Genomic DNA, 24,414 nt, shown 5'->3' with positions numbered 1-24,414 from the left:
CGTAGGAGTATCTCCCTTATGCGCGCAAGTGCTCCGCTTTCACAACCATTTGTAGGCCGTTAGCAAGTTGAACACGTACATCTTCCTTATTGACTTCAACAATGGTCGCAGCCATGTTTCCTTTGCCCATGTTCACGTTTACTGCGTTGCCGATTGTGATCTCGTCAGCGTTTAGCGCGCGTGTTTCTACAGGCTTACTTTCTTTTTGTACTTTTGGTTTGTTAGCACGACGAGGCTGTTGAGGCTTTTTAGCCGCAGGTTTCGCTTTCGCCTTACCCTCTTCACGAGCTTTCTGAGCTTGTTCTTTACGACGAGCTTGAACTTTCGCTTTGCTTTCAGCAAGTGTCGCTTTAGCGTGTTCTACGTGTTCTTCTTCTAGCTCGCCACATGGGTTGCCATCTAGATCAACACGTACTGCACCTGGTTTTACACCGTGTAGGTAACGCCATGATGAAGTGTACTGTCTTAACGCTGCACGAAGCTGAGTTTTGCTTACTTTTTCGTCTTCATTTAGACGTTCCGCAAGATCTTGAAAAATACCAATTTTCAGAGGCTTTGCTTCACCTTCTAAAGTAAAGCACTTAGGGAAACATTCAGCAATGTATGCGATAACTTCTTTGCTGTTTTTTAACTTTTCAGTCATGAGGGTTCCTGGTTTGAGCGGATTTCCGCGAAGCATTAAGAAAAAATATTCTCGTATTATAGTGACATGCCAAGGAAAAACCACACTCGAGGGCGAATTTATGCGTCGTTAGCGTGCGAATTAAGCAGCTTTTCTACTTCAACCATAAAATGAGTGAGACCTTCTTCGTCAATTTCATTGAATCGGCCGATATTTGGGCTATCAATATCCAACACGCCAGCCACTTCCCCATTGATAGTAAAAGGAATCACAATTTCTGAATTGCTCGCTGCATCACAAGCAATGTGACCTTCAAACTCATGTACATCGTATACTCTTTGTACGCTGTTAGTTTGTGCAGCCGTACCACAGACACCACGCCCCATTGGAATGCGAACACATGCTGGCTTGCCTTGGAAAGGACCAAGAACCAGTTCGTCTCCCTTCTTAAGGTAGAAGCCAGCCCAGTTTAGATGGTCTAGCTCCATAAATAGTAGAGAACTAATGTTTGCTAAGTTTGCGATGTAGTCTTTTTCTGATTCGATCAGCGCAACAGCTTGCTTGGTAAGTCTTTGGTATTGTTCTATGTTCATATTAACTTCCTACTTTTTATTTAGGCTTCCATTCTTATCGTATGGCGTTACAATGCAGCCCTACTTTTTAATAGGACTTATTCTCAATTACAATGAATCCGAAAAACGACACTATTAGCCGTTCTTGGTTGATAACACAAGTGAAAAAGCACAAGTCCAAGCTGATTCTAGCGAACTTGATAGCCGTACTTGCGACCTTGATTAGTGTTCCAATCCCTCTTCTTATGCCTCTGATGGTGGATGAAGTCTTATTGGACAAACCGGCATCTGGCCTTGCAGCGATGAACGCGGTTTTACCTGAGGCGTGGCATACACCTACGGGTTATATCTTCTTTACTCTCTTTTTGGTTGTACTCATGCGAGCAGGCAGCCAAGCTTTCAACATTCTTCAAAGTCGACAATTCACACTGGTTTCAAAGACCATCACCTTTGAAATGCGCAGCAAGATGATCGACAAACTTGGTCGTATTAGCATTCGTCAGTACGAAACCAAAGGCAGCGGCGGCATCAACGCTCACCTTATCACCGACATTGAGACCATTGATAAATTTATTGGTTCTACGTTAGCGAAATTCATTATTAGCTTTCTAACCGTGATTGGTACTGCCATTGTTCTGCTTTGGCTCGATTGGCGACTCGGTCTATTTATCCTTCTGGTGAACCCTATTGTTATCTACTTCTCTCGTAAATTGGGAAGTATGGTGAAACACCTAAAGCGTAAGGAAAACCATTCTTTTGAGATTTTCCAAAATCGTCTGGTTGAGACGCTTGATGGCATTTACCAATTGAGAGCAGCGAACAAAGAACGCGAATTCTTACAGCAGCTCAAAGGCAGTGCCGACCAAGTTCGTATCGACGCCGACAAATACGCTTGGCAATCAGAAGCTGCTGGTCGTGTCTCTTTTCTTCTTTTTCTAATTGGTTTTGAGCTATTCCGCGCCGTTGCCATGCTAATGGTGATGTTCAGTGACCTCACCATTGGTCAAATTTTCGCTGTGTTTGGTTACCTGTGGTTTATGCTATCTCCGGTACAAGAACTCTTGGGCATCCAATTCTCTTGGTACAGTGCAAAAGCGGCACTTAAGCGTATTAACGACCTATTGGAATTGGAAGAAGAACATAGACCTGTTTCGAAAGTAAATCCTTTCAAAGAAAATCGAGAAGTTGATGTAAAAATTGAACATGTCGATTTTTCATACAACAACGAAAACAAAGTGTTGGACGATCTATCTTTGCACATTCCTGCCGGTAAGAAGGTGGCCCTAGTCGGTGCAAGTGGCGGTGGTAAATCCACTTTGATTCAACTGTTGATTGGTGTTTACCGTCAAAACGCAGGTTCTATCCGTTTTAATGATGAACTGACCGATGACATTAGTTTTGAAGTGATACGCGACAAAATTGCCGTGGTTTTACAACAACCTATACTATTTAATGACTCCTTGAGGCATAATCTCACCCTCGGTGGCGACTTCGATGAAATGTCACTGTGGCGTGCCCTAGAAGTGGCGCAGCTGCAAGACGTCATTTCTCAACTTAGCCACGGTTTGGATACACAGATTGGGCGTAATGGTATCCGCTTGTCAGGCGGCCAACGTCAGCGTTTAGCGATTGCACGCATGGTGCTGAGTAACCCACAATTTGTTATCCTAGATGAAGCAACGTCTGCATTGGATACCGCGACAGAGGCGGCATTACATAAGGCGTTAACTGAATTCTTACGCGGTCGAACTACTTTAATCGTTGCCCACCGTTTATCTGCGGTGAAACAAGCCGATTTGATTTATGTGCTTGAAGATGGAAGAGTGACGCAAACAGGAACCCATGGTGAGCTCGTTGAGCAAGAAGGCTTATATCAAACCTTGTATGGGGGCATTCAGTCCCACGCTTAAACCATTCTATTTAGAGAGGTCGTTGTGACCTCTCTGTCTAAACACGCCATGCAACCGAGTAGCATTCGCTTGTGCCAAGGTTGCGAATTGCCTGTCGATATTGTCGATCTGCCTAGTGGTAAAAATGCACACTGTCCTCGTTGCGGCACACAACTGTACCGTGGTGGTAGTCCGAGTTTATCTGGCAACCTAGCGATCGCTGTCACCTGTATTCTGCTTTTTATTCCTTCGCACTTTTTTAACTTCATCAGTATTCGTCTGTTTGGAGTGATGATCCCTGCAACACTGCCATCAGGAATGATCACACTGTTTCAGGAAGGGTTCGTTCTTCTTTCTATTCTTATTCTATTTTGTAGCTCGTTGGCTCCATTAATCGTATGTAGCTCGGTAGTGACAGCGCATTGGTCATTACACAAACGTTGGTTTAAGGGACTTCGTGTTTCACTATGGTTGATTCAACACCTCAAACACTGGGTGATGTTGGACGTTTTCCTTGTCAGTATCGCTATCTCTTGTTTCAAGCTGCAAGATTACTCAGATATTTTTGTTGGGCCGGGCCTCATTGGCCTCGTCCTACTGCAAATCTTCACTGTTTTGTTGATTTCTCGGATTAGCGTCCGTCGCTACTGGGAGTCATGGGAATCAGAGCTCAGTTTCGACTTCGAGCATAAAGATGTTCATTGTCATGAGTGTCACCTTTCACAACCCGAAGGCTCACGTTGTCGTCGTTGCTATCACGAACTGTATCATCGCAAACCAAATTCTATTCAGAAAACTTGGGCTTATTTAATCGCTGCAACGATTGCCATCTTCCCTGCTAACTTAATTCCTATCTCCATTCTGCTGACAAACGGGAAACGTCTGGAAGACACGATCTTCTCTGGTGTTGCAGGATTAGTGAACAACGGTATGTACGGCATTGCTATCATCATTTTTGTGGCGAGTATCGTCGTGCCTGTCGCAAAGATTCTTGGCCTTGCCTACATCTTGTTATGTATCAAATTCAAACGTTCGGTGTTCAGAAGACAACGAATGATGGTTTACTTTGCAGTAAAATGGATCGGTAAATGGTCTGTGATGGATTTATTTGTTATTTCTATCATGATGACATTGGTCGATCGTGGACAAATTCTCGACTTCACACCGGGTTATGGCGCTGTTGCGTTTGGTGTTGTTGTCATACTTACAATGCTCGCGGCGGAGAGCATTGACCCAAGGCTTATTTGGGACCAAGCCCCAACACAATCAGAAAAAGAGTCAATTAATGAGTGATCAGAACAGTTCTCAAACGTCATATGTGCCAGAGGTAAAGAGGAGTAAAGGTATCTCTCCCCTTTGGCTGTTGCCGATTTTGACCATGGTGTTAGCCGGTTGGCTCGTGGTGAAATCGATTCATGACGCCGGGCAACGCGTACAAATCTACTTCTCCGATGCGGCTGGTTTAGTCGCTGGGCGAACCACCATTCGCTATCAGGGTTTAGAAGTCGGCATGGTGCGAGATATCAACTTGTCTGAAGACTTGGGCAGCATTTATGTTGATGCAGACATCTATCCAGAAGCCGCTAAATTACTGAACGACAAAACACGTTTTTGGTTGGTCAAACCGACAGCGAGTTTAACTGGCGTGTCTGGTCTTGATGCTCTTGTTTCTGGTAACTACATTTCTATTCAGCCGGGTGATGGCGAGAAGTTCGAAACTACCTTCCATGCCCTTGAATCTGCACCAACAGATTTGCGCGTGACACAAGGCTTGAACATTAAATTGAAGAGCCGAGACTTGGGCGGCGTTTCCATTGGTTCTCAGATTGTCTACAAAAAGATCCCGATCGGTGAAGTGTTCAGCTATCAGTTAAATGAAGACGCTAAATCCATCACTATCCAAGCAAACATTCAAGAACAGTACCAACACATCATTAACAGCCGCAGCCGTTTCTGGAATGTGAGTGGTATTGGTGCGAGTATCGGTTTCGATGGCGTCGATGTTCAGCTTGAGAGCATGAGTGCCCTACTTGGCGGCGCGATTGCGGTAGATTCGCCAGACGATGGTGAGCCAGTCAAAGAGAACACCGAATTCCGTTTATACAAAGATCTGAAAACAGCGGGTCGAGGTATCCTAATTAAAATCGCCCTTCCTGATGATAATAAAATCAGTGGCGAAAGCGCGCCTATTATGTATCGCGGCCTAGAAGTTGGCCAAATCACCGATTTAAAACTCTCTGAAGGTCGAGAAGTGATTCTGGCTTCTGCAGCCATTCAGCCTGCGTTTAGCGATATGCTAACGTCAGGAACCCGCTTTGTTCTAGAAGAAGCAAAAGTCTCGTTATCCGGTGTAGAGAACATTGCAAACCTTGTGCGCGGTAACTTTTTAACGATCGTGCCGGGCGAAGGTGAACGTTCAAGACGCTTTACCGCCATTCGCAAAAATGTGTTCAACCAACAACAGCAGAAGTCGATTGCCATTCGCCTCGTCTCAGACAACTCTTTTGGTTTAGACAGCGGTGCAAACGTGCTTTACAAAGGTATTGTTGTTGGCTCCATCATAAAAGTTGGCTTGCTAGATGAAGCAAAAGCACTAGCAGCGAAGCATGAAGTATTCATGGATGTCCTAATCGACAACGAATACAAGCATCTGATCAAATCGAATAACCGCTTTTATGTCACCGGCAGTGCTTCTGCCGAACTGACTGAATCGGGACTTAGCGTTACCGTTCCGCCTGCAAAACAGCTTCTAACGGGTTCAATTAGCTTTGTGAGCCAAGGGCAAGAAAAGGTCCAAAAAGAGTACCAACTGTTCCAAAGTGCCTCTTTGGCGGATCTTGCTCAATACAACCAAACAGGGTCAAAAACGCTGACTCTATTTGCTTCTGAATTGCCACCAATTTCAAAAGGCAGTCCACTGCTCTACCGTAACTTGCCTGTGGGCAGTATTTCCGATTTCAATTTGGTCGATGGTGGTGTCATTGTAAAAGCGACAATTGAAAATCGTTATGCACACCTTCTTACAGATCAAACCGTGTTCTGGAACCGCTCAGGTGTTGAAATTGACGCATCGCTCGCTGGCATTAGCGTAAAGGCGCACCCTCTTAAGACCCTTATTAAAGGTGGTATCGCATTTGATTCCATTCCGGGAATTGAGAATAAAATTGGCCAGCGTTGGAAGCTTTACAATGACCAAAACCAAGCACGTAAGTTTGGCCGTGTGATTTCCCTTGAAACCGACGGAAGCCAAGAAGTCGCGAAAGGAACACCTATCAAATACCAAGGTGTTAAGGTCGGTGAAGTTACTTTGGTTGTTCCAAACTTCCATCGAGAAATGGTTGAGGTTACGGCTCGCATCCTTCCTGAATACGTCGACAACATTGCCGTTACCGGGTCACACTTCTGGTTAACAGAACCAGAAATTGGCTTAGGTGGGGTGAAGAATTTAGGCGCTTTAGTGTCGAAATCTATCAGTGTCGAGCCGGGCAATGGCGCAGCGAAATTCAAGTTTGAATTAGCGAAAAGCCAGCAAGCTGAACAAGGTATTTCTTTCACACTACAGAGTGAACAGCGTGGCTCGGTTCAAGTTGGTACCCCTATCCTATATCGTCAAATGGAAGTCGGTACTGTGACGGATGTAAGTTTGGGTGAATTTGCGGATCGAGTGGTAACGAAAATCGAGATTCAACCAGAGTATGCCTACTTAGTTCGTCAAAACAGCGTGTTCTGGAATGTCTCTGGCGTCGATGTTTCCATCGGTCTTGGTGGCGCAAACATAAAGGCAGGAACTTTTGACAGCTTAGTGCGTGGCGGTATCGCTTTCTCTACTCCTGAGCAATCGAAAATCCCGCCAGCGGCGAAACGCGGTCAATCTTTCTACTTATATCCGCAAGCGGAAGAAAGCTGGACACAGTGGCGCACAGCAATACCAAAACCATAATGCGGTAGATTTACCATAACGACTTAAAGAGCAGCAATCGCTGCTCTTTTTTATTGCTCAAACCTTTGTGACTATTCGTTTCTGGTTCGCTTTCGTATATCATTTGCGGCAAATTCTGCAATCGAGATTTCACTTTGCATCCTAACGTTTACATCCCAGAAGCTTTTTTGGAAAAAATCCAAACCATCCTTCCTGCTCACCTCAACATGGAAGACTTTATCGCGTCGTGTCAAAAGCCACTGCGAAAAAGTATTCGTGTTAATACGCTTAAGATCAGCGTTGAAGCGTTTTTAGAGCGCGCAGAAGCAAAAGGCTGGAAGCTTTCTCCTGTACCTTGGTGTGAAACGGGCTTTTGGATTGATGCGGATGAATCGGTTGTACCACTTGGTAACACCGCTGAACACATGTCAGGGCTTTTCTACATCCAAGAAGCCAGCTCAATGATGCCTGTCTCTGCCCTATTTATGAATAATGAATCGCACGACGCGGTTCTCGACACGGCGGCTGCACCAGGCTCAAAAACAACTCAAATTGCTGCGTTGATGAATAACGAAGGCGTTTTGGTTGCGAATGAATACGCGGCAAGCCGAGTGAAAGTGCTTCATGCAAACATTGAGCGCTGTGGCGTGCGTAACGCTGCACTAAGCAACTTCGACGGTCGTGTGTTTGGTGGCTGGCTCCCAGAGCAATTTGACGCCGTTCTACTCGATGCGCCGTGTTCTGGTGAAGGTACGGTTCGTAAAGATGAAGATGCAATGAAGAACTGGACGCAAGCGTCCGTCATTGAAATTGCCGATACGCAGAAAGATCTTATTGAAAGTGCGTTCCATGCTCTAAAACCAGGTGGCGTAATGGTTTACTCAACCTGTACGTTAAGCACCGAAGAGAACCAGCAAGTTTGTCACCATCTAAAAGAGACATTTGGTGACGCTGTTGAATTCGAAAGCTTAAAAGATCTGTTTGAAAATGCAGAAGCGGCACTGACCGAAGAAGGGTTCTTGCACATCTTCCCTCAAGTTTATGACTGTGAAGGCTTCTTCGTCGCTCGAATTCGTAAACTTGCAGCGGTAGAAGCGCCAAAAGTGAAGAAGCGCATGGGTAAATTCCCATTTGTAAAAGCATCAAACAAAGAATCTGCAGAGATCGCTAAGCAACTACAAAACGCAATGGACATCAAATTGCCTGAAGACAGCACGGTTTGGATTCGTGAAAAAGATGTGTGGCTTTTCCCAGACGCACTAGAACCGATGATTGGTGAACTGCGTTTCTCTCGCATGGGCATCAAGATTGCTGAAGCCCATAAAAACGGTTACCGCTGGCAGCACCAAGTTGCGACAGCTCTCGCTACAGGTAATGAGAGTAATGCGATTGAACTAACCATCGAAGAAGCGCGTGAATGGTATATGGGTCGTGATGTTCGTCCTCAAAACATTCCAGCTGGGATGAAGACGGGTAAAGGCGAAGTTCTTGTCAAGTATGAAGGTGCCATTATCGGCCTTGGGAAATGGGTAAGCAACCGCATCAAAAACGGTCTTCCACGCGAATTAGTGCGAGATAAGAACTTATTTTAGTAGCAAAGTGAAATGCTATAAATAAATGAAAAGCCATCGTATTTACGATGGCTTTTTGGTTCTAAAGCATGATTGGAACTGGGTTCACTAGCGATCCGAGTGCGCTGTACTAAACTGAAGTTATCAAAGCATCGCTTTGAAACGGCATTTCTCTCTATGTTTAACCAACCATATTGTTGGTCAAAAAAGTTTAGCGCAGGCTCTATAAAGGAGCCGTTTCCCCTAGGCCCAAAATAAGGACGAGTTTGGGCCATTTTTTTGGCTGGTACTTTTCAATTCGCGTTCAAATCTTTTCGACTAAGACGCGATCCACCAGCCAAATTGCATCTTTAGTCTTTATTCAGCGAGACGAATTCCGTCTTTCTCAATAACGATTTTGCCTGCTTTGTATAGACCACCGATGGTCTTTTTGAACGTGCCTTTACTCGTGCGAAATGCGTCAAAAATCGCTTCTGGAGAAGATTTATCGTTAAGAGCCAAGAACCCGCCCTTCTTCTCTAGTAACTCAACGATCTTGCTAGATAGGTCATCCATCTTAGCGACACCAACTTTTTGTAGCGCTAAGTCAATCTTACCGTCTTCACGAATTTGCTTAATGTAACCTTTTAGCTTTTTACCGATAAACAGCTTTCCGAATACATCAGATGGGAAGATCATGCCCCAGTGCTCGCCGTTCACAATCGCCTTGTAACCAAGTTGGCTGCGTTCTGCGATGATGAGGTTAACTTCTTCGTTTACTTCATAGTTTGCTGGCGTTTTATCTAGCCACTTATTGAACTTGGTTGTACCTACGATACGACCAGATGCTTTGTCTGTGTATACGTAAACCAGAATGTTTTGACCAGCAGTAAAGCGAGCACGTTGCTCACTAAACGGGATAAGAAGATCTTTTTCTTTAATACCCCAATTGACGAATGCACCAGTGCTGCTCACACCTTCAACTTGCATTAGGCCCCACTCGCCAACTTGAGCGATGGGTTTATCAATGGTCGCAGCTAGCTGACTTTCTGAATCAAAGTAAAGAAATACGTCAATATGATCGCCTACGTTTGTACCCTCTGGTACATATTTATTAGGCAGCATGACAGAGCCGTAATCATCACCATCCAAAAATACGCCAAAATCAGCCGTTTTAGTGACTTCTAAGCTGTTAATTTGACCAATTTTAATCATTGAGTTTGTCTCTTTTTAAATTTACTGGGAATTATACCCAAACTAACAAGAAAATCAGAGAGAAAACCAAACCTCTCTGTTATGCTGTGCTCGTTCAACAATTTATCCTAGCCCGCCCTTAAGTTATTTCAATGAACGGACGCTTTTGGATATAGGATGCTTTAGCAAAATCAGGAGCTTTCCTTGGTCACTGTCGACAAACAAGACTCGGTAACTTTAAAAATTAGCCATGCATTGGCAAAGAGTAAAACGCTCGACCTTGATATCTATGTTTTCGTACCCGGAGAGTTGGGTTTAAATTCCGACATCATTAGCGAATCCGAGTTCTACTACACTTCAATCACGCAAAAACGTTCTTACTACAGTACAGAGGTGCTTTTGCCTTTGGTGCACAGCCGTCTTGCTAAACGTGGTCGTCTGTCCAATCGCCAGTACCGCGTCAGTTTGAGTTTGTTTGCGTATCAATACGTTATTGCGCTTGATAAAGCCGTCGCTGCGTTAAATAAACATGATAGTGACAGCGTAACAGCAGAAGAAGTGGATGAGGTTATTGAATTGACGCTCGACATTCTGAAGCGTCTGCGTCGTTCGATTCCTTACGAAGAAAACCTCAAGCGTTACTACGTTAACATCGATAACTACTTGTCTTGGTACACCGAGCAAAAGTTCCTATCCCTTGTCGCTCATCTTCCCCGTGAAGGCGATTACAGTACGATTAAAGAACGTTTGATTACTCTGTGTGAAAAAGAGCAAGCGCACCGTAAGTTGAATAACTACAACTCAGCGAGCGTCGTTGAGGATGTGACACGTCTGTCGAACAAAATGCGCTTATTGAGACGTTTGATTGAGCACCCAATTGTTTTGCGTGAAAAAACGATGTCGATGGGTAACAACATCAAACGTGCGATCAAAGGTATAGCGACAGGCTTAGTGATGGTCGTTGTGACGAGTACCGTTATTCTTGCGCGAGATTACCTAGGTGAGATTTCAGCGTCTTTCATTATTGCGATGTCATTTATCTATGCGCTACGTGAAATCTTTAAAGACGACTTGCGTGACGCAATGTGGCGTTGGATTCGTAAAGGTAAGCCAAAGTGGCGCAAGAAGTACATGGATCCGACGACGAAGAAAGTCGTTGGCCGTAAGCTGGAATGGCTAGACTATCGTTCACTTTCAAGTTTGCCGGATCGTATACAAAACATTCGTAAGAAGCGTGTGGTTCAGCGTGAAGAACAAATCCTGCATTACCATGCTAAGACTGAGATGGCGACGTCGTTGTTCTTGAGTGGTTACGAGCAAACACGTGAGACGCTGAACATTAGTTTGCGCCCTATTATTCGTTTAATGGATAAGAGCTCGAACCGAGTCTATCGTTTGAATGATGGGCAAGTAAGTAAAGAGTCAGTAGAGAAACGCCACCTTCTCAATGTGATTGTCAAAGAAGACAACCACACTGATGAGCCCGTTTATTACCGTTGGAAGGTCGTGCTTAACCGTTCAAAGATCGTCTCTCTTGAGAAAATCGAACTGGTTTAAGCCCACAATATGAATTCTGAAATTAAGCAGCTTGTTTTTTAGCTGCTTTTTTAATGGAAAGCGTAAGAGAAAACTCGGCCATCGGTTCATTACCATTAATGCTTGGGCACAAGGCGGTGATCTTCACATCCCGATTGATCCGTTCGCCAGTTTCTAATGTCATTCGCAACATTTCATCAATCAATGGACCATCGTGACACACAAAATGCACGTCGCCTTCAGGACGTTTCAGAAATTCAGCTGTCACGCCTTTAAAAGCAAGAGAGATACGCTCTCCCTGCTCTTCTGCTTTACTCATAGCAAGAAAGCCACCAGCGACATCGGCACCAACAGCAAGCGCACCAAAGTACATACTATTGAGATGGTTCTTCGTTCTTCGCTTTAATGGAATTTTAACTTCAACGTGTTGATCATCGATGGCAAGGATCTTTGGTCTACACAACCAAATAAGTGGAACTTTAGAAAAGCCAAAAAGGTTTAAGTAGAGATTTGCACGGCGAACAGCAGATAACATCTTGGTCTCCTTACCAGACTAGTCAGACCAGTTAATCAATGAAGCGCTAAAATGTCAAAGAAATGTTAACAAGAAATCGATCTACGTAGGCAATTTAGCAATCGGTTTCTTTCCTGTAAGGCTTTAAGTTGAATATGAAACACCCACCACATCTAGCTCTAACGCTTAAAATGCCAAATTTGCGTGTTACTAAATAGAAAAACTAGTTATAAATTCAAACGACTATGTATTGATCTCTGCCGCCGTTTTTGTCATTTATACATAACTATCATTTATGATAAGCCACAGCATTACATACATTTCGGTATTTACTAGATAAGAATCCCGTGAAACGGTTTATTCCTAACTATAATTCCGTTATCTTTACCGCTTCGCAATAGAGAATAAAGCTATAACATGCCTATTAAAACAGATGAATTGAGAACCCAACCTTTGGGTCCAATGCCGACACCCGCAGAGCTAGGTAGCGTACATCCAATCACTGATGATGTAGCAGACCGTATTGCTCAATCTCGTCGACAAATTGAGAAGATTTTGACTGGTGAGGATGACCGTATCCTTGCTATCGTTGGCCCATGTTCAGTGCACGACACTGAAGCGGCAATTGACTACGCAACTCGTCTTGCGGACATTCAAGATAAGTACAAAGATGAACTGTTCATCGTTATGCGTACTTACTTTGAGAAGCCTCGTACCGTTGTTGGTTGGAAAGGTCTTATCACCGACCCTAACCTAGATGGTTCATATGCACTTGAAGCTGGCCTTCACAAAGCTCGTAAACTGCTACTGGATATCAACAAGCTTGGTCTTGCAACGGCTACTGAGTTTCTTGATATGATCACAGGCCAGTACATTGCTGATCTGATTACGTGGGGCGCGATTGGCGCTCGTACAACAGAGTCACAAATTCACCGTGAAATGGCGTCTGCCCTATCTTGCCCAGTTGGCTTCAAGAACGGTACAAACGGTAACGTGAAAATTGCGATTGATGCGATTCGTGCGTCTAAAGCATCACATTACTTCTACTCGCCAGATAAGAATGGTCGTATGACAGTTTACCGCACAAGTGGTAACCCATATGGTCACATCATTCTTCGTGGTGGTGAGAAAGGTCCAAACTTTGATGAAGCGTCCGTGAAACAAGCGTGTGAAGCGCTTGCGGAATTCGACTTGCCACAACGTTTGATTGTAGACTTCAGCCACGCAAACTGTCAGAAGCAGCACCGCAAGCAAATTGAAGTTGCACAAGACATTTGTGAACAAATTAAATCAGGCAGTACTCGCATTGCGGGTATCATGGCAGAGAGCTTCATTAAAGAAGGCAATCAGCCAATGACTGATATTCACAACCTAACTTACGGCCAGTCGATTACTGACCCATGTCTAGGTTGGGATGATACTGTGACTATGCTAGATATGCTGGCAGAAGCAGTAAAATCCAGTAAGTAATTTCCCTATAACAAGATAATCAAGGAATCTTCATGCCATCGTTTGATATTGTTTCAGAAATCGATACCGTTGAACTACGTAACGCGGTTGATAATGCTAACCGTGAACTGTCTACTCGTTTCGATTTCCGCAATGTGAATGCGAGCTTTGAGCTAGTAGAAGAAAATGTAAAAGTGTCAGCAGAAGGCGAGTTCCAGCTTAAGCAAATGCGTGACATCCTACGTAGCCACTTGGCGAAGCGTAACATTGATGCGAACGCTATGGATGCAAAAAATCCAGAAGCAACGGGTAAGAACTGGCACCAAAACGTTGCTTTCCGCCAAGGTATTGATACGCCAACAGCGAAAAAGCTAGTTAAACTAATCAAAGACGCGAAGCTTAAAGTTCAAACGTCTATCCAAGGCGACAAACTGCGCGTAACGGGTAAGAAACGTGATGACTTGCAAGCGACGATTGCAACGATCCGTGAAGCAGAGATGGGTATCCCATTTCAGTACAACAACTTCCGTGATTAATTGCGCTCTCCTATTCTCTTAATGAAGAGAATGAGAACAGTGGAATAAAAAACGCCGGCGAAATGTTCGTCGCGTTTTTGTATGTCGGTTTTGAACCTCTACCTATTACAAGAAGCTATGAACTTGCGCTTCTTATTAGATTACAAGGTCCTGTCCTTGTAGGAGAGAAAACTCACTTGTTCCTTGAGGGACGAATACACAAACACGAAGTTTCTCTTCTTTGGCCTTTCTAAGCATGTCAGAAAGCTCGGTTGCGCTAGAAAATGCCTCACGTTCCGCATCTCTTCTTACCAGCTCCATTACATCTGCTTCGCATTTGGTTGAGTAAAGAGCCAATTCTGCTTGCTGCATGTATCGTACAGCCTTGATCGGCAGCATCTCTACATCTTTACCCACTTGAATCCAAGTGCAGCTTCCTGTTTCATCCAGAGGCTTTGCCATGGTTTCTTGATAGATGGTTTCAAGCTCACGATTATCACGTGCGTTTTCTACTTCAGGGTGAGAGAAATAGTTCTCCCAAAACTTACGGCGTAAATCGACGCTTGGTAGCGCTTCTTTAATAGAGTTACGTTTTGAATTAGCAAACTCCGCCATCAATCCCATGTTTTGCGGCAGAATCGCTTCTAACTTTTCTCGAATGTTGCGGATCAATACAGGAGACGCGCCGCCACTCGAGATAGCGATTTGAATACGTCCGCGATTAATCATTGAAGGCGTTATGAAATCACAGTAAGGCTTGTCGTCTACAACGTTGACTAAGATGCCCAACTCTTTTGCGTCTTTATAGACCTGATGATTCAGTTCTGGGTTATCTGTGGTTGCCCACACTTGAATGAAAGATTTTGTGACAAGGTCACTTGAATAAAAACGTTGAATCCAATGCACTTGCTGCTCTTGAGCAAGTTTATCAAGAAAGTCGACAAGACTTGGGGAGACAATGGTGATATCTGCGCCAGCTTTAAGTAACGCCTCAACTTTGCGGCTCGCCACTTCACCGCCACCGACAACCAGCACGGGTTTATTTACTAAATCTAAGAACAGAGGAAAATATCGCATTTCAATCCATGATCACTTCAAATAACTATCGAAATTCATGCTACCAAAAATGGGGCAATCACTTCACCTTGTTTCGACTTCACAAATAATATTTGTTCAAATTTTCGGCTTACATAGCCACCCTACACTAATGACACTTTTAATAACAAATTATTATCCTCTTGTTTTAATCCATCTTTTATCGATTGTTCTGATGCACCAATCTGACAATTAGTTGCACTATTTACAAACAATTAACATTTCGTCATTCTAAATCGCAAGGAACGTTGTGACTTCTCTCCAAAACTCTTTTTAAATTATATATTTGAGAATTAGCAGATCCTTTCCTACGCTTATAACTGATTGATTTGACGATGACCGTTTCTTCTAAAATCAATCACGTAGGACGAAAATACAAATGAACAGGACACGTTGTATCAGGTCGCTCCTGATTTAACATGGATCATACAGGAAGGATACAAATGGCAAATAAACTCACAGTTCTTGCTTCCGTCGTAGCGGCTTCTACTACCATGATGGCTACTTCAGCTCAAGCAGCAGACACTACTCTGGACAAAGTCACAAAACAAGGCTTTATTACTTGTGGCGTTAGTACCGGTCTACCTGGTTTCTCAAACCCTAACTCAAAAGGCGAATGGGAAGGTATCGACGTAGAATATTGCCAAGCACTGGCTGCAGCCGTTCTTGGGGATAAAACGAAAGTTAAGTATGTACCCCTAACCGCTAAAGAACGATTCACTGCACTACAATCGGGTGAAATCGATGTGCTTTCACGTAACACCACCTGGACACTACACCGTGATACGGCTCTTGGTCTGAACTTTGTCGGCGTGAACTACTACGACGGTCAAGGTTTCATGGTCAAGAAAGACCTTGGTGTTTCAAGTGCAAAAGAGCTTGATGGCGCATCAGTATGTGTTCAATCAGGTACAACAACCGAGCTAAACCTTGCAGACTACTTCCGTAACCAAGGCATGGCATACAAACCAGTGGTATTTGATACTGCTGCGCAAACTTCTAAAGGTTTTGATGCTGGCCGCTGTGACGTACTAACCACTGACCAATCTGGTCTGTACGCGCTACGTCTGAATTTGAAAGACCCTTCTTCTGCTACCGTTCTTCCTGAGATCATCTCTAAGGAACCACTAGGTCCTGTTGTACGTCAAGGCGACGACCAATGGTTCAATATCGCGAAGTGGACTCTATTTGCGATGGTGAACGCCGAAGAGTACGGCATTACCTCTAAGAACGCAGATGAGATGTTGAAATCGAAAGATCCAAACATCAAACGTATTCTTGGTGTGGACGGCCCTAAAGGTAAAGGTCTAGGTATCCGTGACGATTGGGGTTACCAAGTTATCAAGCAAGTCGGTAACTACGGTGAGAGCTTCGAGCGCACGGTTGGTACAGGTTCGCCTCTGAAAATTTCTCGTGGTGTAAACGCACTATGGAATGCAGGCGGCTTCATGTACGCGCCACCAATCCGCTAATACAACGATTATCACAGGGCGGTTTATGCCGCCCTTTTTCGTGAGTGAATCTATAAATAAGGGTTTGAGGTTATCGCTGTATGAAACCGACGAATGATGCATCGCCAAGTACGATGTCCAAACCAAGCGGAAGTAAGAGCCTGATTTACAATCCAGCCTTTCGCTCCGCTCTTTTCCAGATCATTGCCGTAGCCGCACTGGTATTTTTCTTTTACACAATCATCAACAATGCACTGACCAACCTTGATGCTCGTGGTATCGCAACAGGTTTTGGTTTCCTTAATCAAGAAGCAGGCTTTGGGATCGGCCTAACTCTTATCGAATACGACGAAACGTTCTCTTATGGACGCACCTTTGTCGTTGGCCTTCTTAATACTGCACTGGTTTCTGTGCTTGGTATTATCCTCGCAACCGTTATTGGTTTTGTTATGGGTATCGCGCGTCTCTCCTCCAACTGGCTGGTGAGTCGATTAGCTGCGGTATACATTGAAACGTTCCGAAATATCCCACTTCTTCTACAAATCTTTTTCTGGTATTTCGCGGTTCTTCAAGCGCTCCCATCACCAAGACAGAGTATGAGCCTTGGTGAAGCGATCTTCTTGAACGTTCGTGGCTTGTATTTCCCAGCGCCTGTGATGGAAGCAGGGAGCGGCTTGGTTATTGCTGCACTTATCTTTGGCGTCATTGCGACGGTTTTGATTAACGTGTGGGCAAACAATAAGCAGCGTTTAACAGGTCAACAAACGCCAATGGGCCGAATTGCGCTTGGATTAGTTGTTGTGCTTCCTTTAGTGGTTTACTTCCTTGCTGGCATGCCGATCTCTTTACAGTACCCAGAGTTAAAAGGTTTTAACTTCCGAGGTGGCATCAGCATCATTCCTGAGTTGGCTGCACTTCTATTGGCATTGAGTGTCTATACCGCGTCGTTCATTGCTGAGATTGTGCGCTCTGGTATTAACGCTGTGAGCCATGGTCAAACTGAAGCAGCAATGTCGCTTGGTTTACCACGCACAAAAACGCTTAAGCTGGTCGTGATTCCTCAGGCACTGCGTATCATCATCCCTCCTCTTACTAGCCAATACTTGAACCTCACCAAGAACTCTTCGCTGGCGATGGCGATTGGTTATCCTGATCTGGTTTCTGTATTCGCTGGTACCACGTTGAACCAGACCGGACAAGCGATTGAAATCATCGCAATGACCATGGGCGTTTACTTGACGTTGAGTTTGATTACTTCAGCGTTGATGAACTTGTACAACCGTAAAGTGGCACTGGTGGAGAGATAATATGAGCACACATCAATTTCAGCCAGATCTCCCGCCGCCAGCAAATACGGTTGGTGTCGTAGGTTGGTTACGCAAAAATCTATTCAATGGACCAATCAACTCGATTGTGACGCTGATTCTGGCTTACATCGTCTTCTCTGCACTCTGGAATATCGTCGATTGGGCGTTCGTTAATGCTGATTGGGTCGGGACAACAAGAGATGACTGTACACGCGAAGGCGCATGTTGGGTTTTTATCAGCGTCCGTTGGGAACAGTTCATGTATGGATTCTATCCAGAAGCTGAACTCTGGCGCCCTCGCCTGTTCTACATCACATTGGCGATCTTTACAGTGCTACTTGCTTATGAGAAAACGCCAAAACGCATTTGGATTTGGTTGTTCTTCGTAAACATTTACCCATTCATTATCGCAGCCTTGCTTTATGGCGGAGTATTTGGTCTTGAAGTGGTTGAAACGCATAAATGGGGTGGTCTACTAGTAACCTTGATCATTGCACTCGTTGGTATCGTCGTCTCCCTTCCAATCGGTGTTGCGCTTGCCCTGGGTCGACGTTCAGATATGCCAATCATCCGCAGTATCTGTACTGTATACATCGAAGTGTGGCGTGGTGTCCCACTCATTACTGTACTGTTCATGGCATCAGTGATGTTACCTCTGTTCTTGGCTCAAGGCTCAGAAACTGACAAGCTAATCCGTGCACTTATCGGTGTGGTTATGTTCAGTGCGGCTTACATGGCAGAGGTGGTACGTGGCGGCTTGCAAGCGATCCCGAAAGGACAATATGAAGCGGCAGACGCCCTCGGTCTTACCTATTGGAAGAAGATGGGACTGATCATTTTGCCACAGGCGCTTAAGATCACTATCCCTTCTATTGTGAACACTTTTATCGGTCTCTTTAAAGACACCAGTCTTGTGCTTATTATTGGTATGTTTGACGTACTGGGCATTGGACAAGCTGCGAATACCGACCCTGAATGGCTAGGCTTCGCAACAGAAAGTTATGTATTTGTCGCGTTAGTGTTTTGGGTATTTTGTTTTGGCATGTCACGTTACTCGATATGGCTTGAAAACAAATTGCATACCGGTCACAAACGATAACTCATCAAGATCAAGGACGTATTATGACGCAACAACAAGATTATATGATCCAGTTGAAGGACATGAATAAGTGGTATGGTGAGTTTCACGTACTAAAGAACATCAACCTAGACGTAAAGAAAGGCGAAAAAATCGTTATCTGTGGACCATCGGGATCAGGTAAATCGACCATGATTCGTTGTATCAACCGTCTCGAAGAGCATCAAGCCGGCAGCATCTATGTATCGGGCACTGAACTTACAGAAGACCTGAAAAACATTGAGGCGGTTCGTCGTGAAGTGGGAATGTGTTTTCAGCACTTTAACCTCTTCCCTCATCTAACGGTTTTAGAGAATTGTACGCTTGCCCCTATCTGGGTGAAGAAAATGCCAAAAGAAGAAGCCGAAGCCATCGCAATGCAGTATTTGGAGCGCGTTAAGATCCCTGATCAAGCGGACAAGTATCCGGGGCAGCTCTCCGGTGGTCAGCAGCAACGTGTAGCTATTGCTCGTTCTTTGTGTATGAGCCCTAAAGTGATGCTGTTTGATGAACCAACTTCTGCACTGGACCCAGAAATGGTGCGTGAAGTACTGGACGTAATGGTAGAACTGGCGGAAGAAGGCATGACCATGCTGTGTGTAACGCACGAGATGGGCTTTGCAAAAGAAGTCGCCGACCGAGTCATCTTTATGGACGCGGGGGAAATCATCGAAGAAAACAATCCTGTCGATTTCTTTGAGAACCCGCAATCGGATCGTACACAGAACTTCTTGGCTCAGATTCTTCACCATTAAACGCATTCTGAACACCGGGATAACCGACAAAGCGCTGAGCTTAATATCAGCGCTTTTTCTTTACTCTCATATTGGCAAACAGACCATGTTACGAAAGTCCAGTTGATTCAACGCGTTGTAAATTTGCGCAACGTTACAACATTCTGCGTGAACTGGTCTTCAGAGCTTTGAATAATAAGCCTTTCTCCGCTAGGCAAGGCGGTAATATTGTGTTACAAGTTGCCACATACATAACACATTATTTCTATTATTATTTTGTTCTAGATGTACATGTGGCGGGCTTGATTTTTTGAACTATCGGGCCCATATATGTCTATATATTAAAGATAAGACAGTCCCTTATAGAGGAAGATTATGAACAGTCCTATGTTTTCTCGCACTACTACTCAAGAGAGTGCTCTACAAACCAACAAAGTATTGCGTAATACATATGCACTACTTTCTATGACCCTACTATGGTCAGCACTGGTTGCTGGCGTATCGATGGCGTTTAACCTACCACGTCCAGGTATCATCCTAATGTTGGTCGGTTTCTACGGTCTACTATTCCTGACTGAAAAGAACCGTAACAACAGCATGGGTCTTGTATTTACATTCCTATTTACGGGTTTCTTAGGTTACACCATCGGTCCAATTCTAAACATGTACATCGGTGCTGGCATGGGCGACGTTGTGCTAACAGCACTTGGCGGTACTGCTCTGTCATTCATGGCAGCTTCTGCTTACGCACTGACAACTAAGCGTGACCTATCTATGATGGGTGGTCTAATGCTGTCACTGTTCGTTGTTCTAGTTGTGGGTATGATTGCGAGTATCTTCATCCAATCTACTATCCTGCACCTAGCAATGAGCAGCTTGTTTATTGTTTTCTCTACCATGGCAATCCTGATGACTACTCAAGGCATCATCCGTGGCGGCGAAACAAACTACATCTCTGCGACAATTACGCTGTATGTTTCAATCTACAACATCTTCATCAGCCTACTAAGCATTCTAGGTATCATGAACGACGACTAAACCGTCAGATTGAATTGAAGCTCCAAAAAGCCCGAAGTTGTACTTCGGGCTTTTTCTTTGCACCTTACCTTGTGGATGTTACCTTCCTTTTTACACCGCCCCTCAAACAACAAATTGAATACTCATGCAAAAATAGAAATACTCACCCCGAGAATTTTCTAACAACCTGCATAGGTTTACATTTTCTTGCATAACTCGAAAGGTGTAAGCTTAACGATTGTCTCCCACAGTTTAATATTTTGAATCGTATGAATTTAATTCGCTCAGTCGACTTAACAGATTCTTTTGTTGAGCACAAGCCAGCCTCTACGCTACCCTATACTTATCAATGGTTACTTAGCGGAAATAGAGCTATGTTCGTTTACAACGGCAAAGAAATTGAAACCGACGCTCAAGGCTACCTACTTGACCACACTCAGTGGGAAGAAGGCATGATTGAGCTTCTAGCAAAAGATGAAGAGATCGAGCTTACCGATGCGCACTTAGAAGTGGTTCACTTCGTACGCGACTTTTATGAGGAGTTCAACACCTCACCTGCGGTAAGAATGCTTGTGAAAGCGATGGAAAAAGCGCACGGCCCTGAGAAAGGTAACAGCAAGTACCTGTTCAAACTGTTTAAGAAAGGCCCAGCGAAACAGGCAACCAAATTGGCAGGCCTTCCTAAACCAGCGAAATGTTTGTAAGGCTCTGGTTTAAAAATACCACTTACAAAATGACAGCTTATAACGCTATAAGATCTTAAATCCGCGGAAAGGTTTGTAAGACACACTTTCCTGAGTGACACTGTCCACACTCGCTGTCCGTGGTCCTTCTTCTAACCACTTCGAAAACGCGGCAATTTGCTCTTCTGTACCACAGGCAATCACTTCAACATCTCCGTTGTTTAGGTTCTTCGCATAGCCCGTTAGACCGAGCTTCAATCCTTGATGCGATGTGTGGTATCGAAATCCTACCCCTTGTACGTGACCTACTATCAGAAACTTCTCACACTTTAGTACCATCCGTATACCGCTCCCTATATTTGAGTGATATATTAATTGCGTCTATTTACCCCACTAAGGATAGTGTTTTTATATGGTTATAATAATTATGAAAGAAATTCCCTTCCGTTGGATTGATAAGTATCTCATCCATTTAAAAATTCAAGAAAAGTTCTATTTACTCTTCTTCCTTCCTCTTCTTGCATTAGTCATTCTCACTTTAGTCCTGAATAGTGCCGCTGACGCCATGATTTCTGGTCTGTATCAGGAAGAGTTGATGTTAATGAAGGGACTTATTGAGGCTGGCAACCTTTCGCAATCTCAAGTTGCAAACCTTATTGCTGGCTCAGAGACAATTACCCTTGGTACTGGTCCCGACTCTGTTTCTGTATTGAATGGCGCATTTAGCCTAGTTGCAAACCATGAGCAGTCTTTATGGACTGCACTTTCTACAGCGCAAGTCAGTATTATTCTTGTGACTCTGTTCATTATCGCGATTGGTGTTTACTACATCATGACTTTCATTGGTGGTGCGATGTTTACGATGAACAAAGCGCTCAACACGCTGGCAGATGGTGATCTAACAGCGCGTATGAATTTCTTCCGTGTTCGTGATGAGTTCAGCGAAATCGCGATTACTATCGACAAAGTAGCGGATCGCGAACAAAAGATGGTTCAGTCGATTCAAGAATCCGTAGCGCTGATGCAGCAAATCAGCTCTGACCTTAACCTTTCGATCCACAACAGCTCTGAGATCTCAAATACCCAACAAGAGCACCTTAACTCACTGGCAAGTGCAACAGAGCAGATGGCTTCCACGATTCGTGAAGTGGCAACACTGGCTCATGACTCAAGCACACAAACTGATGATGCTCGCAGCGTCGCGCAATCAGGTCAGGTGAAAGTGGAAAATACCCTTCATTCTATCTCGAACCTTTCTACTGAGATCCAATCTGCATCTCAAGCAGTTGAAGAGTTAGATGCAAACGCAGCGCAGATTGATGAAGTGGTCACAACCATCAACGGTATCTCTGAGCAAACTAACCTACTTGCCTTGAACGCTGCGATTGAAGCGGCTCGTGCAGGTGAACAAGGCCGTGGCTTTGCGGTTGTTGCTGATGAAGTTCGTGCTCTTGCAGGCCGCACTCAACAAGCGACAGTTGAGATTCAAGCAATGATTGAAGCGCTACAACGTAACAGCCAATCACTGACTAAACTGATGGAAGTCACGGTTCACAATGCGAACGAAGGCCAAACTCTGATGGCTGAAGTGAACCACGAAATCGGCTCACTAGCAGACAAGAACCAAACTATCTCAGACAGCAGCATTCAAATTGCGACAGCAGCTGAAGAGCAAGGCGTGGTGGCAGACAATATTGCATCAAGCGTTGAAGAGATTCGCATACAAGCAAACAATGTATGTACGATGATCAGCACAACGTCGCAAAACGTTGAGCAGCTTCGAGCTCAAAGTGACACCATGGAGTCGCTACTGACTGGCTTGAAAGCTTGATCGCTTAAACGAATAACTAGGGTCACTTCGGTGGCCCTTTTTTGTATCTGAAAAACCCATCCGTTACTCCACTCATCAGTTTATAATTAAAGCCTCTACAAATGATTGGATTGCCGATGGATATTGCTTTTGCGGGCAACATCCCGGACAATACGCCCCTTTCAAAATTCAACAAGAGCTAAAGAAATGACAGCTGCTATCTATTTGGTTAAAGGTCGTGAGAAATCGGTTAAGCGCAAGCACCCTTGGATCTTCTCTCGAGGCATCAGTAAAGTTGAGGGCGAACCTGCTCTTGGCGAAACCGTTGATGTATTCACTCACGACGGAAAATGGCTAGCTAAAGCGGCATATTCCCCAGCTTCTCAAATTCGTGCTCGTATCTGGAGTTTTGAAAAAGAAGAAATCAACAAAGCCTTCTTCGTTAAGCGTTTCAACAACGCTCAGCTTCTTCGTGAAGACATCATCGAGCGCGATGGCCTAACTGGCTACCGTCTTATCGCGGCAGAATCTGATGGTATGCCTGGGGTTACCATCGACCGTTACCAAAACTTCTTTGTGTGCCAGCTTCTAAGTGCGGGCGCAGAATACAACAAGCAAGCGATTGTTGATGCTTTGGTTGAGTGTTTCCCAGACTGCAACGTTTACGAGCGTTCAGACGTCGCGGTACGTAAGAAAGAAGGTTTGAAAGAAACCACTGGCGTACTGCACGGTGAAGAGCCACCAAAATCAGTGGTGATTGAAGAGAACGGCGTGAAAATCAGCGTAGACATCGTTGGTGGTCATAAAACGGGCTTCTACCTAGACCAACGTGACAGCCGCCAACAAGCGATGAAGTACGTGAAAGACAAAGAAGTTCTGAACTGTTTCTCGTACACCGGCGGTTTTGGTCTGTACGCACTAAAAGGCGGCGCAAAACGCGTTATCAATGCGGACGTATCACAACCGGCTCTAGACACTGCTAAGTTCAACGCAGAACTGAACGAGTTTGATATCTCGAAAAAACGCGCTGTGTTCCTAAACGCTGACGTGTTCAAACTACTACGCGAATACCGTGACCAAGGTACGAAGTTCGATGTTGTGATCATGGACCCACCGAAGTTTGCAGAAAGTAAAGCACAGCTAAACGGTGCATGTCGTGGCTACAAAGACATCAACATGTTGGCGATGCAAATTCTAAACCCGGGTGGCACGTTACTGACCTACTCATGCTCAGGTTTGATGGACCAAGTTCTGTTCCAAAAAATCATTGCAGACGCCGCAGTAGATGCAAACCGCCAAGTTAAGTTTGTAGAGCGTTTTGAGCAAGCTGCCGATCACCCAACAGATACGGCTTGCCCAGAAGGTTTCTACCTAAAAGGTTTTGCGTGTAAGGTTCTATAATTGCTGATTAAAACCAACTCAAAAAGAAAACGGAGCTTT

21 protein-coding genes are annotated in these 24,414 nt (G+C 44.5%); 15 read left to right on the top strand and 6 right to left on the bottom strand.

Going from position 1 to position 24,414, the window contains the following annotated elements:
• Positions 1–16 precede the first annotated feature (16 nt).
• A complete protein-coding gene (proQ, locus tag KJB05_RS09210) occupies positions 17–643 on the bottom strand; it encodes an RNA chaperone ProQ (protein WP_020197434.1) in 627 nt (208 codons plus the stop codon).
• A 98-nt stretch (positions 644–741) separates the two neighbouring features.
• Positions 742–1,215: a GAF domain-containing protein gene (locus tag KJB05_RS09205; protein ID WP_208445559.1), complete on the bottom strand. Its 474-nt coding sequence runs from the start codon at positions 1,213–1,215 to the stop codon at positions 742–744.
• 92 nt (positions 1,216–1,307) lie between these two features.
• Between KJB05_RS09205 and KJB05_RS09200 the strand changes: the two genes are divergently transcribed.
• The 4 genes from KJB05_RS09200 to rsmF all read left to right on the top strand — a co-directional run bounded on the left by KJB05_RS09200 (position 1,308) and on the right by rsmF (position 8,594).
• On the top strand, positions 1,308–3,104 hold the full coding sequence (locus KJB05_RS09200; RefSeq protein WP_005440095.1) for an ABC transporter ATP-binding protein: 1,797 nt from the start codon (positions 1,308–1,310) through the stop codon (positions 3,102–3,104).
• A gap of 24 nt (positions 3,105–3,128) precedes the next feature.
• Positions 3,129–4,376, top strand: a complete 1,248-nt coding sequence (locus tag KJB05_RS09195) for a paraquat-inducible protein A (protein WP_208445558.1) — start codon at positions 3,129–3,131, stop codon at positions 4,374–4,376.
• Positions 4,369–7,023, top strand: coding sequence for an MlaD family protein (locus tag KJB05_RS09190; protein WP_208445557.1), 2,655 nt, complete (start codon positions 4,369–4,371; stop codon positions 7,021–7,023). Before KJB05_RS09195 ends, KJB05_RS09190 begins: the two co-directional genes overlap by 8 nt.
• A 134-nt stretch (positions 7,024–7,157) precedes the next feature.
• Positions 7,158–8,594, top strand: coding sequence for a 16S rRNA (cytosine(1407)-C(5))-methyltransferase RsmF (gene rsmF / locus KJB05_RS09185; RefSeq protein ID WP_208445556.1), 1,437 nt, complete (start codon positions 7,158–7,160; stop codon positions 8,592–8,594).
• Between the two features lie 336 nt (positions 8,595–8,930).
• Here rsmF and KJB05_RS09180 read toward each other — a convergent pair whose 3' ends face one another.
• Positions 8,931–9,767, bottom strand: coding sequence for a S1-like domain-containing RNA-binding protein (locus KJB05_RS09180; RefSeq protein ID WP_208445555.1), 837 nt, complete (start codon positions 9,765–9,767; stop codon positions 8,931–8,933).
• 183 nt (positions 9,768–9,950) lie between these two features.
• Between KJB05_RS09180 and KJB05_RS09175 the strand changes: the two genes are divergently transcribed.
• A complete protein-coding gene (locus KJB05_RS09175) occupies positions 9,951–11,303 on the top strand; it encodes a hypothetical protein (protein ID WP_005443968.1) in 1,353 nt (450 codons plus the stop codon).
• Positions 11,304–11,325: 22 nt separating this feature from the next.
• Here the strand turns inward: KJB05_RS09175 and KJB05_RS09170 are convergent, their stop codons facing one another.
• Entirely contained in the window at positions 11,326–11,817 is a 492-nt protein-coding gene (locus KJB05_RS09170; RefSeq protein ID WP_009706137.1) for a DUF4442 domain-containing protein, read from the bottom strand.
• 396 nt (positions 11,818–12,213) lie between these two features.
• On the opposite strand from KJB05_RS09170, the gene KJB05_RS09165 reads away from it, so the two are divergent.
• Positions 12,214–13,266 carry a 3-deoxy-7-phosphoheptulonate synthase gene (locus KJB05_RS09165; protein ID WP_005443964.1) on the top strand — a complete coding sequence of 351 codons (1,053 nt, stop codon included), beginning with the start codon at positions 12,214–12,216 and terminating at the stop codon, positions 13,264–13,266.
• 32 nt (positions 13,267–13,298) lie between these two features.
• Positions 13,299–13,781, top strand: coding sequence for a YajQ family cyclic di-GMP-binding protein (locus tag KJB05_RS09160; protein WP_005443962.1), 483 nt, complete (start codon positions 13,299–13,301; stop codon positions 13,779–13,781).
• Between the two features lie 135 nt (positions 13,782–13,916).
• Here the strand turns inward: KJB05_RS09160 and KJB05_RS09155 are convergent, their stop codons facing one another.
• Positions 13,917–14,837, bottom strand: coding sequence for a bifunctional precorrin-2 dehydrogenase/sirohydrochlorin ferrochelatase (locus KJB05_RS09155; RefSeq protein WP_122067573.1), 921 nt, complete (start codon positions 14,835–14,837; stop codon positions 13,917–13,919).
• 461 nt (positions 14,838–15,298) lie between these two features.
• On the opposite strand from KJB05_RS09155, the gene KJB05_RS09150 reads away from it, so the two are divergent.
• From KJB05_RS09150 to KJB05_RS09125, 6 genes are all read left to right on the top strand, one after another.
• Positions 15,299–16,327 (top strand): amino acid ABC transporter substrate-binding protein, encoded by a 1,029-nt coding sequence (locus tag KJB05_RS09150; protein ID WP_208445554.1) that lies wholly within the window; start codon positions 15,299–15,301, stop codon positions 16,325–16,327.
• Between the two features lie 80 nt (positions 16,328–16,407).
• On the top strand, positions 16,408–17,613 hold the full coding sequence (locus KJB05_RS09145) for an amino acid ABC transporter permease (protein WP_039989207.1): 1,206 nt from the start codon (positions 16,408–16,410) through the stop codon (positions 17,611–17,613).
• Between the two features lies 1 nt (position 17,614).
• Positions 17,615–18,712 carry an amino acid ABC transporter permease gene (locus tag KJB05_RS09140; protein ID WP_039989208.1) on the top strand — a complete coding sequence of 366 codons (1,098 nt, stop codon included), beginning with the start codon at positions 17,615–17,617 and terminating at the stop codon, positions 18,710–18,712.
• A 23-nt stretch (positions 18,713–18,735) separates the two neighbouring features.
• A complete protein-coding gene (locus KJB05_RS09135) occupies positions 18,736–19,485 on the top strand; it encodes an amino acid ABC transporter ATP-binding protein (RefSeq protein WP_005443945.1) in 750 nt (249 codons plus the stop codon).
• A gap of 354 nt (positions 19,486–19,839) precedes the next feature.
• Entirely contained in the window at positions 19,840–20,502 is a 663-nt protein-coding gene (locus tag KJB05_RS09130; RefSeq protein ID WP_005446774.1) for a Bax inhibitor-1/YccA family protein, read from the top strand.
• A 353-nt stretch (positions 20,503–20,855) separates the two neighbouring features.
• On the top strand, positions 20,856–21,185 hold the full coding sequence (locus KJB05_RS09125) for a TusE/DsrC/DsvC family sulfur relay protein (protein ID WP_005443942.1): 330 nt from the start codon (positions 20,856–20,858) through the stop codon (positions 21,183–21,185).
• Between the two features lie 45 nt (positions 21,186–21,230).
• Here KJB05_RS09125 and yccX read toward each other — a convergent pair whose 3' ends face one another.
• Positions 21,231–21,503 (bottom strand): acylphosphatase, encoded by a 273-nt coding sequence (gene yccX, locus KJB05_RS09120; RefSeq protein WP_033007078.1) that lies wholly within the window; start codon positions 21,501–21,503, stop codon positions 21,231–21,233.
• Between the two features lie 88 nt (positions 21,504–21,591).
• Between yccX and KJB05_RS09115 the strand changes: the two genes are divergently transcribed.
• Both KJB05_RS09115 and KJB05_RS09110 read left to right on the top strand, forming a co-directional pair.
• Positions 21,592–22,995 carry a methyl-accepting chemotaxis protein gene (locus KJB05_RS09115; RefSeq protein WP_009706143.1) on the top strand — a complete coding sequence of 468 codons (1,404 nt, stop codon included), beginning with the start codon at positions 21,592–21,594 and terminating at the stop codon, positions 22,993–22,995.
• 186 nt (positions 22,996–23,181) lie between these two features.
• Positions 23,182–24,375, top strand: coding sequence for a class I SAM-dependent methyltransferase (locus KJB05_RS09110; protein ID WP_208445553.1), 1,194 nt, complete (start codon positions 23,182–23,184; stop codon positions 24,373–24,375).
• The last annotated feature ends 39 nt before the right edge of the window (positions 24,376–24,414 follow it).

Origin of the sequence: Vibrio sp. B1ASS3 (genome assembly GCF_905175355.1) — a bacterium.
Taxonomy (GTDB): domain Bacteria; phylum Pseudomonadota; class Gammaproteobacteria; order Enterobacterales; family Vibrionaceae; genus Vibrio; species Vibrio owensii.
The sequence above is the reverse complement of the archived record's forward strand: the minus strand, read 5'-3'. Positions and strand labels throughout refer to the sequence as shown.

Excerpts from the sequence above, each read along its gene's own strand:
- proQ (WP_020197434.1), bottom strand. The coding sequence starts at position 643 with ATGACTGAAAAGTTAAAAAACAGCAAAGAAGTTATCGCATACATTGCT.
- KJB05_RS09205 (WP_208445559.1), bottom strand. The coding sequence starts at position 1,215 with ATGAACATAGAACAATACCAAAGACTTACCAAGCAAGCTGTTGCGCTG.
- KJB05_RS09200 (WP_005440095.1), top strand. The coding sequence starts at position 1,308 with ATGAATCCGAAAAACGACACTATTAGCCGTTCTTGGTTGATAACACAA.
- KJB05_RS09190 (WP_208445557.1), top strand. The coding sequence starts at position 4,369 with ATGAGTGATCAGAACAGTTCTCAAACGTCATATGTGCCAGAGGTAAAG.
- KJB05_RS09180 (WP_208445555.1), bottom strand. The coding sequence starts at position 9,767 with ATGATTAAAATTGGTCAAATTAACAGCTTAGAAGTCACTAAAACGGCT.
- KJB05_RS09170 (WP_009706137.1), bottom strand. The coding sequence starts at position 11,817 with ATGTTATCTGCTGTTCGCCGTGCAAATCTCTACTTAAACCTTTTTGGC.
- KJB05_RS09165 (WP_005443964.1), top strand. The coding sequence starts at position 12,214 with ATGCCTATTAAAACAGATGAATTGAGAACCCAACCTTTGGGTCCAATG.
- KJB05_RS09160 (WP_005443962.1), top strand. The coding sequence starts at position 13,299 with ATGCCATCGTTTGATATTGTTTCAGAAATCGATACCGTTGAACTACGT.
- KJB05_RS09155 (WP_122067573.1), bottom strand. The coding sequence starts at position 14,837 with ATGCGATATTTTCCTCTGTTCTTAGATTTAGTAAATAAACCCGTGCTG.
- KJB05_RS09150 (WP_208445554.1), top strand. The coding sequence starts at position 15,299 with ATGGCAAATAAACTCACAGTTCTTGCTTCCGTCGTAGCGGCTTCTACT.
- KJB05_RS09145 (WP_039989207.1), top strand. The coding sequence starts at position 16,408 with ATGAAACCGACGAATGATGCATCGCCAAGTACGATGTCCAAACCAAGC.
- KJB05_RS09140 (WP_039989208.1), top strand. The coding sequence starts at position 17,615 with ATGAGCACACATCAATTTCAGCCAGATCTCCCGCCGCCAGCAAATACG.
- KJB05_RS09135 (WP_005443945.1), top strand. The coding sequence starts at position 18,736 with ATGACGCAACAACAAGATTATATGATCCAGTTGAAGGACATGAATAAG.
- KJB05_RS09130 (WP_005446774.1), top strand. The coding sequence starts at position 19,840 with ATGAACAGTCCTATGTTTTCTCGCACTACTACTCAAGAGAGTGCTCTA.
- KJB05_RS09125 (WP_005443942.1), top strand. The coding sequence starts at position 20,856 with ATGTTCGTTTACAACGGCAAAGAAATTGAAACCGACGCTCAAGGCTAC.
- yccX (WP_033007078.1), bottom strand. The coding sequence starts at position 21,503 with ATGGTACTAAAGTGTGAGAAGTTTCTGATAGTAGGTCACGTACAAGGG.
- KJB05_RS09115 (WP_009706143.1), top strand. The coding sequence starts at position 21,592 with ATGAAAGAAATTCCCTTCCGTTGGATTGATAAGTATCTCATCCATTTA.
- KJB05_RS09110 (WP_208445553.1), top strand. The coding sequence starts at position 23,182 with ATGACAGCTGCTATCTATTTGGTTAAAGGTCGTGAGAAATCGGTTAAG.